This window comes from Calidifontibacillus oryziterrae, assembly GCF_000331575.1.
Taxonomy (GTDB): Bacteria; Bacillota; Bacilli; order Bacillales; family Bacillaceae_J; genus Calidifontibacillus_A; species Calidifontibacillus_A oryziterrae.
The window spans coordinates 76,100-89,142 of sequence record NZ_ANOK01000004.1; the positions used below are offsets into that span (position 1 = coordinate 76,100).

The 13,043-nt window shown below is 35.0% G+C and carries 13 protein-coding genes; 9 read left to right on the forward strand and 4 right to left on the reverse strand.

Going from position 1 to position 13,043, the window contains the following annotated elements; translation table 11 throughout:
• Window positions 1-349 precede the first annotated feature (349 nt).
• A complete protein-coding gene (locus tag D612_RS17800) occupies window positions 350-1,390 on the reverse strand; it encodes a copper amine oxidase N-terminal domain-containing protein (protein WP_017754123.1) in 1,041 nt (346 codons plus the stop codon).
• 219 nt (window positions 1,391-1,609) lie between these two features.
• On the opposite strand from D612_RS17800, the gene D612_RS0103630 reads away from it, so the two are divergent.
• The 8 genes from D612_RS0103630 to D612_RS0103665 all read left to right on the forward strand — a co-directional run bounded on the left by D612_RS0103630 (window position 1,610) and on the right by D612_RS0103665 (window position 8,489).
• Window positions 1,610-2,902, forward strand: coding sequence for a uracil/xanthine transporter (locus D612_RS0103630; protein WP_017754124.1), 1,293 nt, complete (start codon window positions 1,610-1,612; stop codon window positions 2,900-2,902).
• A 33-nt stretch (window positions 2,903-2,935) separates the two neighbouring features.
• Window positions 2,936-3,514 (forward strand): hypothetical protein, encoded by a 579-nt coding sequence (locus D612_RS0103635; RefSeq protein WP_017754125.1) that lies wholly within the window; start codon window positions 2,936-2,938, stop codon window positions 3,512-3,514.
• A gap of 352 nt (window positions 3,515-3,866) precedes the next feature.
• Window positions 3,867-4,064 (forward strand): hypothetical protein, encoded by a 198-nt coding sequence (locus tag D612_RS17805; protein ID WP_017754126.1) that lies wholly within the window; start codon window positions 3,867-3,869, stop codon window positions 4,062-4,064.
• A 273-nt stretch (window positions 4,065-4,337) separates the two neighbouring features.
• Complete coding sequence (locus D612_RS0103645; RefSeq protein WP_017754127.1) at window positions 4,338-5,051, forward strand: DUF1287 domain-containing protein; 714 nt, start codon at window positions 4,338-4,340, stop codon at window positions 5,049-5,051.
• A 247-nt stretch (window positions 5,052-5,298) separates the two neighbouring features.
• A complete protein-coding gene (locus D612_RS0103650) occupies window positions 5,299-5,916 on the forward strand; it encodes a LysE/ArgO family amino acid transporter (protein WP_017754128.1) in 618 nt (205 codons plus the stop codon).
• A gap of 218 nt (window positions 5,917-6,134) precedes the next feature.
• Window positions 6,135-6,434, forward strand: coding sequence for a DUF2651 family protein (locus tag D612_RS0103655; RefSeq protein ID WP_017754129.1), 300 nt, complete (start codon window positions 6,135-6,137; stop codon window positions 6,432-6,434).
• A gap of 73 nt (window positions 6,435-6,507) precedes the next feature.
• On the forward strand, window positions 6,508-7,596 hold the full coding sequence (locus D612_RS0103660) for a copper amine oxidase N-terminal domain-containing protein (protein ID WP_017754130.1): 1,089 nt from the start codon (window positions 6,508-6,510) through the stop codon (window positions 7,594-7,596).
• A 605-nt stretch (window positions 7,597-8,201) separates the two neighbouring features.
• Window positions 8,202-8,489: a hypothetical protein gene (locus tag D612_RS0103665; protein WP_017754131.1), complete on the forward strand. Its 288-nt coding sequence runs from the start codon at window positions 8,202-8,204 to the stop codon at window positions 8,487-8,489.
• Between the two features lie 212 nt (window positions 8,490-8,701).
• On the opposite strand, the gene D612_RS0103670 is transcribed toward D612_RS0103665, so the two are convergent.
• Window positions 8,702-9,808 carry a DUF4179 domain-containing protein gene (locus tag D612_RS0103670; RefSeq protein WP_017754132.1) on the reverse strand — a complete coding sequence of 369 codons (1,107 nt, stop codon included), beginning with the start codon at window positions 9,806-9,808 and terminating at the stop codon, window positions 8,702-8,704.
• On the reverse strand, window positions 9,805-10,374 hold the full coding sequence (locus tag D612_RS0103675; RefSeq protein ID WP_017754133.1) for a sigma-70 family RNA polymerase sigma factor: 570 nt from the start codon (window positions 10,372-10,374) through the stop codon (window positions 9,805-9,807). The genes D612_RS0103670 and D612_RS0103675 overlap by 4 nt, the downstream gene beginning before the upstream one ends.
• 196 nt (window positions 10,375-10,570) lie before the next feature.
• On the opposite strand from D612_RS0103675, the gene D612_RS0103680 reads away from it, so the two are divergent.
• The gene (locus tag D612_RS0103680) at window positions 10,571-11,197 is read left to right on the forward strand and encodes a hypothetical protein (protein ID WP_017754134.1); all 627 of its coding nucleotides are present in this window, start codon (window positions 10,571-10,573) and stop codon (window positions 11,195-11,197) included.
• A 972-nt stretch (window positions 11,198-12,169) separates the two neighbouring features.
• Here the strand turns inward: D612_RS0103680 and D612_RS0103685 are convergent.
• A complete protein-coding gene (locus tag D612_RS0103685) occupies window positions 12,170-12,730 on the reverse strand; it encodes an RNA polymerase sigma factor (protein ID WP_017754135.1) in 561 nt (186 codons plus the stop codon).
• Window positions 12,731-13,043 lie beyond the last annotated feature (313 nt).

The following is a 13,043-nucleotide window of genomic DNA, read 5'->3' on the forward strand; positions in this document are numbered from 1 at the left end:
CGGCAGTGTCACTTTGTTACAAATTTCAACCCTTCAAAATAGAAGGGGGTGTTTAGATGTTTTTTGCAATTCAATCATATCAGTATAATTTCGGGGCTGTCCGATAAGTCCTTAAAAAGATTAAAAATATGCTAAAAATTGGTGATTTTGAAGAGCGAAGGCGGCGACTCCTGCGGGACTAGCAAGCGAATCGAGACCCTAGACGGAGCGTAGCGAGGGAAGCGGCTCGATGCTTGCCCTAAGGTCCGCGTCCGCTATAGCAATCAAAATCACCTTTTTATTGGGATTCAAAAAAAAGAAGCTGCTAAAAGTTATTCATTATGACTTTTTAGACAGCCCCGTTTAGTAATTATTTTAACAGCATCTCTATAAATTGTTCTGGTACATACATACTATCGTTTTTTATTTCTGGTGATACAGCCAATTTAAGTTGGCTTTGATTATAGCCATATTGTAAGTTACCATTTGTGACTAAAAAGGAACGATTTTGTTTATTGATTAAGACACTTGTTGTTTTTTCTTGCCAATTAACATCGTACCCAAAATGTTCTGCTATTTTTCTTAGTGGTACCATCTTTGTACCATTCTTCATGTAATGGTCCTTTTTTATGAGTTGATCAATGTGAGAAACGTCCTGATCATTTGGAATCCCGACTTGCTCATCTGGAGATTCAAGTTGATCATTTGGAATCCCGACTTGCTCATCTGGTAACTCAAATGTAATAATTTTTTTCGGAGATGTTTGTGCCGGGATGCTCTTTGTTGATATGTCATAAAAAACAATGAGCTCTTTACCATATAGGTCTTTTTCTTCAATTGGTTCTCCTTTTTGATTGATGAGAATAGTGTTTTCATTGAGTTTTAGTTTGAGTTCGTTATCAAGGCTTAGTAAATTATCATCAAATTTCGCAACCTTCACTTGACCCGAAATTTTTTCATCATGGACAATTATAATTTCAGGTGTGATCATTGGCGGATAAATCATAATTCTTGGTTTGTTTTTATCATAAAATGCTTCAATCTTGTCCCCTATTTGTAATTGGTCCTTTTCTAGTGGTTCAGCTGTGCCACTATTAAAAAGGAGTACTTCATCTGTCACTGTCATGATCATTTCGACAGAACCCTCTTGATTCTTGAACAATAATCTAGGATTCCCGTTATGGTCTTCAATTTCAGAAACGACTCCTGCGTATTTAATAAAGTTTGTAGCTTCAATGTTTATTGCAGGATTTTCTACAGGATTTTCTGATTTAATTAAACTCGGATTGTTTTCGTTAATCGAAATAACCCTCACATTTTCTGCTACATCATTTTGAGCAAGTGCTGGAGAGTTACTAAATATTACTCCGCTCATCATGGCTGTTAGTGCTATAGTCGTAATTTTTTTCATTTTCGTCTCCTCACTTTATTGTTTATTCATTTTATTTGTCGGTAAAAGTATTGAGAAGGTTACAGTCTAGTGTTTTCCGTTTTTAACCATTTATGTAAATTCAGTGAAACGGAGCTGTTTATTTTAAAGGATAATGGTTATAAATTGTAGAACTTAACTTTTAACAAATGATTTTTAGATCATTTTCATAATAATAAACGGGAGTTAAGGAGAAGTTTCATGGCAATTCAACAACAACGAATAACTATTACATTTTTAGCAGGTTTTCAGTGGTTATTTTTTATGTTTGCCAATACGGTTGTTATTCCTATATCTATTGGTGGAGCTTTTGGGTTAGAACAAGTTGAAATCATATCAGCACTCCAGCGTTCGTTTATTTTTACTGGGATAACTTGTATTTTACAAGGTCTGGTTGGCCATCGCTTAGCGTTAATGGAGGGGCAATCAGGTTTATGGTGGGGTGTTATTTTAAGTTTAGCAGCAACGGCTAGTGCTTTGAATCTTGATTTAGCAACGATTGGCGGTAGCATTGCAGTTGGGGCGATTATTTCCGGTATCCTTGTAGCCATTTTAGGAATGCTTGGTATTGGTGAAATTTTGAAGAAGTGGTTTACACCAGTCGTGATGTTTGTATTTTTATTATTGTTGGCGAATCAGTTAATCTTTATTTTTTTAAAAGGAATGCTTGGGTTAAATAGTAGTTATCACATTGATGTGAAAGTGGCTTGTTTTTCATTGGTGCTTGCAGCAATTACCATTGTTCTTAATGTGAAAGGAAAAGGTGCTATTAGTAATTTAGCATTATTAATCGGAATGGTGATTGGCTGGATTGGAGCGGTTTTCCTCTTTCCATCTGAAGCTGGCGAAACGATAAAAACAACGCCTTTTTTGGGCTGGTTTCCTTGGGGTGAACCATCGTTTGAGTGGGGAATTGTTGTTACTATTGTGATAACAGGCTTGTTAAATACAACAAACACGATTGCTACATTAAAAGGTTCTGAGGATATTTTTGAAAAAGAAGCAAAACCGAAGCAATATAAAGCTTCTTTATTTTTATCTGGGTCGTTTACGTCATTATCAGGTGCGCTTGGACTTGTTCCTTATGCACCATATGCTTCTTCATTAGGATTTATTCAGTCTACTGGCATAAAGGGAAAAGCACCGTTTTTCATCGGTTCTGTTTTATTCATTTTGTTAGGGGCAATTCCGTCATTAAGTGCATTTTTCTCGACGATTCCAGATAATGTTGGGAATACAATTTTGTTTGTAGCTTATTTGCAGTTGTTTCGCTCAGCATTGCGAAATATTGAAGGGTTGACTTTTACGACGAAGACAATTTACCGTGTTGCTTTGCCGTCGCTTTTAGGATTGTCCATTATGATTATCCCAAAGGAAGCATTTGCGTCGGTCCCAGCGCTTATTAGTCCTTTAGTGTCAAATGGAATGTTGATGGGGATTATAGTTGCGTTAATAATGGAATTTTGTTATTGTTTGCAACGTTTTATTCATTAGTCCGTAATTTTAGACGTGTGGGGTTCAGGTAGAGTGAATAATAAGGTAATTTCTGACTTTGTACCTTCAATAGATGTTCCGTTTGTTAATGTTCAGGTAAAGAGAATTATATGGTTAATTTCTGACTTTGTACCTTCAATAGATGTTCCGTTTGTTAATGTTCAGGTAAAGAGAATTATATGGTTAATTTCTGACTTTGTACCTTCAATAGATGTTCCGTTTGTTAATGTTCAGGTAAAGAGAATTATATGGTTAATTTCTGACTTTGTACCTTCAATAGATGTTCCGTTTGTTAATGTTCAGGTAAAAAGAATTATATGGTTAATTTCTGACTTTGTACCTTCAATAGATGTTCCGTTTGTTAATGTTCAGGTAAAGAGAATTATATGGTTAATTTCTGACTTTGTACCTTCAATAGATGTTCCGTTTGTTAATGTTCAGGTAAAGAGAATTATATGGTTAATTTCTGACTTTGTACCTTCAATAGATGTTCCGTTTGTTAATGTTCAGGTAAAGAGAATTATATGGTTAATTTCTGACTTTGTACCTTCAATAGATGTTCCGTTTGTTAATGTTCAGGTAAAGAGAATTATATGGTTAATTATCACATAACCCCTTCACTGGTACCAATTGTACAGTATGGTTCCAGTTTGCATTCAAGTAGCCCTAAATTTGGATTGAGCCTAATGTTATGGTTCGAGTATGCTTTCATGGTTTGAATTGGGAGTTCGGACAGAAAACGGTTGAAAGTTGGAAAAGCTGTCCGAATAGACCTTGAGTTCGGACAGAAAACGGTTGAAAGTTGGAAAAGCTGTCCGAATAGACCTTGAGTTCGGACAGAAAACGGTTGAAAGTTGGAAAAGCTGTCCGAATAGACCTTTCCTTAAGATTGTTGTCACGAAAGACTATTGGGTTGTCTTTACCCTGGAACGATATGGTAAAATAGTTGGCAGAGGTGATAATTATGTTGAAGATTTTAGCAGCAACACCAGGTATTAATATCGGTGATATTATATATCAATTAGCAACTTTCTTAATGCTGTTGAGTATTCCAATAGCGCTGATCATTTTATACAGAATTTTTAAACGGCGTAATAAGCGCATGGATCGAATTGAGGAAAAACTAGATCAATTGTTGGCAGAAAAGGACCAACAAAATTAATGAGAATTGTTGGCAGAAAAGGACCAACAAAATAAGTAAGAATGTTTGTAAACAAAGACTAACAAAACAGAAAAAAATATAAAGACTAATAAAAAATTGAAAAATGTAGCTGAAAGGGATGCTAGGGTGGCATCGTATGTCTTCTCTAGTTAATTTTCTTAGCTTTAAGTAGTAGATTACGAGATTTGGAGAACAAGCTTAGTTCAAAAAAAGCTTGTCTGATAAGTGATAGTTGTGTTTGAAATATGCATGTTAACCAAAAGGTGAGTTGGTGTGAAAAATATTACATTCAAAAGATTGATAGTTCGGGGCTCAGTTGTAGTTACAATTGCGATATTATGCATTATAATATTTTTTAGAAATGGAATGATCCTAGATTATATAGGTATACATATTGATAATCCTTTTATAAAATCTGTTCAGGTGCCTGAAGTGTATGCAACAATTGACAGAAATCAAAATGGAATTGCAGACCCCATTGATATAGTAAATGCCGCGAGACATGAAGTTAAACAAAGGACTCCATACAAAAGTGCTTATTATGACGGGGGCTATCCCCCGGATAATGAGGGTGTGTGTACTGATGTTGTTTGGCGTGGTCTAAAGGGAGCGGGAATATCACTAAAAGATTCCGTAGATCAAGATATTGAGGAAAACACTAACTTGTATCCGCGTGTTAACGGAAAACCGGATCCTAACATTGATTTCAGACGGGTTCCTAACCAATATGTTTATTTGAAACGGCATGCCCAGGAGTTGACAACAACATTAAAACCGAGAGATATCGAGAATTTGCAGGAGTGGCAGCCTGGTGATATTGTCATTTTCATGGAAGATTCCAGCTTTCACCATGTTGGAATAGTTTCAGATAAACGAGCGAAGGATGGAACACCATACTTCATTCACAATACATACCCGTTCGCCTCTGAAATAAAGCTATCATCGATTAAAACACCAATCACAGGTCATTACAGATGGAATTATTGACATCCGGGAGAAAGAAATGCGGTCCAGATTGCCATAAAGTATTTTCGACAATAGCTTTTCCGTTAATCAAAGGCAGTAATAAAAAAGAAAATTAAACCGGTCGTTACCTTCCATGGAGTAAATGCCATAATAGCTTAACCCCTAATCATTGACTTCTTTTAAAATGGAAAATGATCGTAGCCATTCGGGCAGTAAGTCTACACATTAACGAAATGACAAGTAAAATTACAAAGGAGAGAACAAAACAGTGGTCGCAGCAATACTTCATGGGATTATTTTAGCCTTTGGGCTAATCCTTCCACTAGGTGCGCAAAATGTGTTCGTTTTCAATCAAGGTGCATCACAGCCTAAATTCAGAAATGCGATTCCAGTTATAATTACTGCATCTGTTTGCGATACCTTACTTATTGTAATGGCGGTATTGGGAGTGTCGATGCTTGTTTTAACTGTACCGGTGCTGCAAACTGTTATTTTTTTAATTGGGCTTTTGTTTTTACTCTATATTGGATGGTCAATTTGGAATAGTGATCCTGTCAGCATGACTCAAAAGAAAGAAGCTATGTCGATAAAAAAACAAATCATATTTGCGATGTCAGTATCATTATTGAATCCTCACGCAATTCTCGATACGATTGGTGTAATTGGAACAAGTTCGCTTAGCTATCATGGATTGGAGAAAACAGGATTTACAGTTGCTTGCATTACCGTTTCGTGGATTTGGTTCCTGGGACTTGCTATTGTTGGCAGGATAGTAGGAAGCCTAGACTCAAAAGGAACCTTCATCAAAATTATTAATAAAGTCTCAGCAATTATTATTTGGATTGTAGCAGTTTATATTGCTAGTCAGCTGCTAAATATCGTTTAAATACTAGATATTTAGAATCTTACATATATTTTTGGGTCCTTACATATATTTTTGGGTCCTTACATATATTTTGGGTCCTTACATATATTTTTGGGTCCTTACATATATTTTTGGGTCCTTACATATATTTTGGGTCCTTACATATATTTTTGGGTAACTATGTTTTAAAAATATGAGGGTAAAACTGCATAAATGGTGGAAGTTATTAGGAGGCACTTATGCTGAAAAATATTATTAATACTTTGTTGATAGTTATAGGAATGGTAGCAGCAATTTTATTAACTCTCGGCTGGGGGAATGAATTTATCCTTGTATTATTTATTTGTCCGTTTATCGTACTAATTGCAACCATAATCGGTAACCTATTACTGAAAAAGTGGTTTATTATGCCTTTAATAACATTTTCAATCTTTTTTGTAATGATGTATGTAATCTTCAACGAATCGTTCTTCATTTGGGTTATCTCCTATACAATTATCTCTCTACTAGTATCTTTGACAATGAACGTTTTAAAATAAATTAACATCATCATAGTTTCAAAATTTGAAGATTACTTTTTTATAGGCAATACAAAGTGAAGGAGATGGGATTGTGATTCAAAAAAAGATGTTCATTTTAGCTTTCGTTTGTTTATTTTGTCTATCCACTAATGGACAAACGTATGCAGAGCAGATCTCTATAAGAGTTAATACTGAGAATGATATGATTTACTTTAATTTTGTTAACGAGCCCATTAACAATAGCGGACATATATTCGTTCCTTTACGAGAATTTGCAGAGGAATGGAAGATGAAAGTTGATTTTGATGAGGAGCTTAAATTAATAACTTTACGTCATCCAAGTCAAATTATCGAGCTTTCAATAAAAAATAATAAAGAAGTGATTGTGAAAAACGGTACTACTTATGTTCCACTACGATTTATTTCAGAGCAATTCCATACAAATGTAAACTGGGACGGACAAACGCAAACTGTTCATATTGATGGGTATGAGCGCTTTGCTTACGGAACTGTTGAAAATGATTCCTTTTGGATTAAATATAAAACAGGAGAGCTCTATTACGCACAAGGTAACGAAGCTCCGAAAATGATTGGCACGATAAATCATGAACTGTATGATATCGTTACTTTTAAAGGGGTCAAAATGGCGGACGATACATTTGCACTTAAAGTGTCTGATTTATATGGCGAGCCTCATATTCACCATCAAGTTTTCACAATGTTTGTTAAAAATGCTTCAATCCTACATAAAGAAATGGCGTACTTCAAGTATCGTTACGAAGGACATGATCTTCTTATGTATAATGACTTAGCTATTCTTCATGCTGGAACATCAATAAAACTAGTGAATTCTGAGGGTGAAATTATTAAAGAACTTCCACTAACTGAAGATGAAAAAGAACAAAATTACGATTTAATAGCGCTAAAACCTAATTATATGCTAATTCGAGGGAATGAAGATGGACTTTTGGTGTATATAAATCGTCTTATAGATGAGCGAATAATTTTGTATAAAAAGTTAATCGAGAATGATGTAGAAAGAGAATACATTGAAAATAATGGTGGTACAGTACCTGGTGATAGCTTAAAATTCATCAATGAGAAAGACGGAACTCTTATTTTTTCATACAGCGGTCTAAATGAAAGTGGGAAAACTTATACATTCAATATTTTTAAATAATGCTTTGTAAAGCACACTGTTGATTTTTGTTGTTTACGAAATTATAAAATTTGATCCTGTGGATCAATACTATAGCACAGAGAGTAGTCGTCCAGCGCAAGCGCCCAGCGACTAGTAAACTTCGCTCATCTCTTTTGCGATAAGTCAATATCGACTCGTCCCTCGACGTGTTTTGTTTATCTCAGTCGATGCGCTCATAGTTTATACGTCGCTAATCAGGGCGCCTATAGCTTTTGTTTCTATGGTTGATTGGTGAGAAAGGCACGTAGACTCCTGTGGGAAAGCGAGACAATCCAAGACCCCACAACGAACGAAGTGAGCGAGGAGACTTGGTGCGAGATGCGCTAAAAAGCGAAGTGCCTGGAACGGAAATCAACACCCCACTTTAACAGAGCATTCAACAAAGATGAAGTTGGGGACAACTTTTCATAATGGAAGGATGTTCCCGATCCATATTTCAACAAAAATACGTTATTGAACCGTTCATGACTAAAGTTACGAGTGTTCTCGGCTATTTTTCAATATAATAATGAATAAAATCCCAAAGAATACTTTGAATAGTTGGCTAAATCACGATCTAATATACAAAATTAGGAGGTCTTATCATGTATTATAGTAAACAGCAATTAGAGAAAATTAAAAAGCAAGGAGAAGAAGCAGCTAAAGAAATGGACCGTAATAAGCTCGGCCATGAATATAAAGCGAATGATATGAAAGTGATTTGTATGCATTGCAAGCACGATAAGTTTGAGTATGGGAAGGCATTACTTAACACACGAGGCATGACTTTTTTTGATATTGAGTGGTTAAATGGCGCGGCCATTACTTTAGTTTGTAAACAATGTGGATTTATTCATTGGTTCGGTAAGGATGTCACACAAATAGAAGAATAATATATTTGTACGAAACCCAAAGTTTATTTTAAGACTTATCTTCACAATGTTTATAAGTAACATTTTTTCCTTATTAAAATTTAAACTTATCTTCGTAATGTTTATAAGTAACATTTTTTCCTTATTAAAATTTAAACCTATAATAATCCATAAATAAAACACTGCTCTTTTCATTCAAAAAGAGCAGCATTTTCGAAGTTGTTAAAGTAACATTATTTTTCCAGTTCAATTACAAAATCGTTCAGCTTAAATTCTTCTTGTTCCCCTTTTTCTCTAGCCGGTTCTATTGGTATCATTTCGCCGTCTTCGTTTATTATCCCTCCACCATGGTTGTCGGCGCCAAATAATCGTAGTACAACTGTTGGTGTTATGATTAGCTTTGTGGCGTTTTCATCTAGTTTTTCAAACGTTTTGCTCCAACTCATATTATAGCCGTCACCAGATCCGCCGTTGTTCTCACCAATGTAGCTATTTCCTAAATCATCTTTTATTTCTAGATCAACATAAACATCGTCCCAGTTGTTTGTAACACTTTCAAAAACCTCTTGATTATAAAAAATAATAAAAGAAACGGGCGTCATCGAAATTTTGTTTATATTTACTCTTACGCCAGATTGTTCGGAACTTACGTCTGCTAACTGCACTTTGCTGTCCGTAGCTTTTAAGCTTAGAGAAAAACTCCACTTTCCGCTAATTTCTTTTTGCTGATCTGGAATGACTATACTATTGATATCCCACTTTAATTTTACTGAATTTGAATCCATGCGATCGATGTCCGTAGCTTTTTCAATCCCGACATAATGATTGTCATCAACCTTCGTCGTTTTAGCGCTACCTGTCATCCCGTTTGCGCCCTTAATTTTGAGGCGACCAGATACGAAAGGATAATCACCTAAGTTATGTTCGCTCTCGATCGAGTACGTAAGTGATACTGTTTCGCCATCAAAAATTGCATCATTTATCGTAATCTTAATACCGTTGCTTTCTTCTGTCATGTTCATTTCGGTTGAGTATTCCTTATAATTATCGTAAAAGCCGGTACGTTCTTCGTCTATAAATTTAAAAATATCACCAATTATTGGAATGTTACCAGCATAGGTTGGGAATGTTAATCCGAAAGATGTAACTGATAAACCAATAATAATAACGGCAGCAGCTGCTCTTTTTTTCCAGCTCGCTACTTTTTTCGGTTTGCTTTTTTTAATAGAGGCTTTTAAAGATTTTTTCAATTTTGCTTTTTCAAGATCAGTAACTTCAATTTCTTCAAAATCTGATTCCTCTATGTTCACATCATTTAATAATTCATAAATGTCTTTCATAGTGCATGCCCTCCAACACTTAAATTAATTACTTTTTGTTGAAGCTTCTTTTTTCCTCGGTAGATGCGGTTATCAATTGAAGCTTTCGTCACCTGTAGCTTTTTGGCGATATCCTCAGATTTATAGCCTAGGAAAAACTTCATTAGGAAAATTTCTTTATCTACTGGTTCCAACTGATTTATAAGCCAGATTAACTCGCGACGATCTTCTTCCAAAATCAACTCGTCCTCAACTGAGTTTTCTAGATTTACCTCAATGTGCTCTGAAACAACCTCTGCTTGTTTCATAATTTTCCGGTAGTAATCAATCGCTTTAAACTTTGCAATCGCACATATCCATTTCTTGAAATCCTCTGGGGAATCCCCGTGGAATTTGCTCGAGTTATTCCAGATTGATAAAAAAATATCGTTTATACATTCCTCAATAAGTCCGTCATTTTTCTGTGCGGATAGCAATTTATAAGTAATTCCCTTCATTAGTGGCAAGTATTGATCGACCACAAATTCAAGCGCATCTTCTTTTTGTAACTTTAATCGCTTTATAAAATTTTTTTCGTTTGATTTCATAAAACAAATCTCCTCATGTTTTTCGTAAAAGCTTTTACACCTTATATAACGAATAAAAAAAAGAATATTCTCAAAATTATTTCTAAAAGGTCAGTTATGCTGGAATTTGTTGTGCATAACAATGGGTTAACATTTATAATGAAAAATATGGATTGCTGAACGCTGAAACAATTTTATCAAAAGAGGAGGCACGTAAATGAATTATGTTTTTGCAATTATTGTTGCTTTTGTTATTAATTTCATTATGAATTATTTACAGTTTAATAGTGTAATAATATTAATTGTTACATTTCTAATAGTGTTGGCTGGGTTGCTTTATCCAACTTATCGTACATTATTATCGGAAACAAAGGTTGAAAAGGTTGAAAAATTTTTACTGAAAAAAAGGAAGATGCCAACATATGCCTTTATTTATGCGCTGGCAAATAATGATGAGGAAGAGGCGCTTGCTGCGTTAAACAAGCTGTTAAAAATAAATAAACAAACACATAAGCAAGCATTATTCAAAACGATGTATCATTTGTATAAAAAAGATCTTGCGGCAGTGAAAGAGGAAATTGAATACATTAAGCCGGAATTATATAAAAATTATTATAAAACGGCTCTATTAGTAGAGGAAGGGGAGTTTTCTGAGGCTAGGCAGCTTGCTTCACAAATTACGAAACGATGGATGCAACACGCTCTCTTTGCTGAAATAGAAAAAGAGGAAGATAATTGCGCTGAGGCTGCACGTTTTGCAAAGCTTGCATTAGCTGAGGCAAAAGGTTTGAATAGATACAGTTTGTATAAGGCATACGAGCGGGACTTTCCGGAAGTAATTTGATCGATATAGTTTGTATAAGGCAATACGAGTGGGACTTTCCGGAAGTAATTTAATCGATAAGTTTGTATAAGGCAATACGAGCGGAACTTTCCAGAAGTAATTTGATCTAAATAAATGATTACAGTAATAAATAATAGTTTATTGCGAAATAGTAGATTAGTAAAAATACTAATCTACTATTTTCGTATTAGTAGCTGTCTTTGCTTGAATTCTGAGGCCTAACGGACAGCAAATCCGTTATTTTGTTATTATTCTATAAAACTGCTATACTAGCGGACTCCAGTTCCGTTATTTGATCAAAATCATGGAAAAATACATCAATTTCAAGCAAATAGCGGATCGTGTGTCCGTAAGATTTAAAAATATAAGTTTTTTAGCAAAATAGCGGATCGTGTGTCCGATAAGCTTGCATTCTGACCGGGTCAGGTTGAATAATGGTCAAAAAATAGTATTCACAGCCAAGATGAGGAGCAAATTGCGTTGCTCTCGATCAAGAAATGGACTTCATAGCCGAGGTAACGATCGTATTGCGTTGCTCTCGATCAAGAAATGGACTTCATAGCCGAGGTAACGATCGTATTGCGTTGCTCTCGATCAAGAAATGGACTTCATAGCCGAGGTAACGATCGTATTGCGTTGCTCTCGATCAAGAAATGGCCCTCACAGCCAAGATGAGGAGCAAATTGCGTTGCGCTCGACCGAGAAATTGCCCTCACAGCCAAGATGAGGCTTACTTTACTCAACACTTTCAGCCTGCACCTGCACCACCAAACAAAAGGCTTATGTAATTGCAGATCTAAGCTTACTTTACTCAACACTTTCAGCCTGCACCTGCACCACCAAACAAAAGGCTTATGTAATTGCAGATCTAAGCTTACTTTACTCAACATCAACACTAATCAACCAACACTAATCAACCAACACTAATCAACCAACACTAATCAACCAACGCTAATCAACCAACACCTACACTTATGCCATTATGTATGTTTTATTTTTTTGTAATCTTTTCTTTAATTGGTGCTTTGCCCTGTGAATCCGAGTTTTTACGGTTGCTACTTTTAACTGAAGTATGGTAGCGATCTCTTGGTCTTTTAAATCTTGTATGTATTTAAGGTAGAGAATGCTGCGGTAATCTGGTGTTAGACTATCAATTTCTTCTCTAACAAGCTCGCAAATTAACGAATCTTCTACTTGGTCTTCCACTGTAAAGTGACTGGCGTTGCTATCCGATTTAAAATCGCCAACATTTTCAATTTGAAATTCATTTCCACGTTTCTGCTTTCGGAGATAATCAATTGCCGTTCTAGATGCAATTGTTGATATCCATGATTTTAGCTTTTCTCCATCTTCAATTTTATCCATATTTCGGAAAATTTTTATGAAAGTTTCTTGTAAAATATCCTGGGCAGCATGAGGATCTCTCGTGATAAAATAAGCGGTTTTATAGACGTGAGAATAAAACATTTCATAAATAACTCTTTTTGATTGGTCATCGTTTGTAAGGTTGTTATGTATTCCTTGGGGGAACATTTTAAAGCTCCTTTCGAAAGCTATCTATTCACACCTTCTACTATACAAAAAGATTCCAAAATAAGGAACATGTTTGTGGTAAATTATGTCTTTTGTCTTATTTGAAAATAGTATTTTAGTATTTTTCCTACAAAATTCCTATTATATTTTTATAAAAAATTCATAATATAGTGTGTTCTCCTGAAATCAGTAACAAATTATTCCTTATTTTTTCATGTATTTGTAACTTATTGTCGAATTTTGTCATTTTGTTTAGTGGTACTTTATATTTAAACATAGTTTTAAACACTGTTTAATCCAAATATGAAAGTGA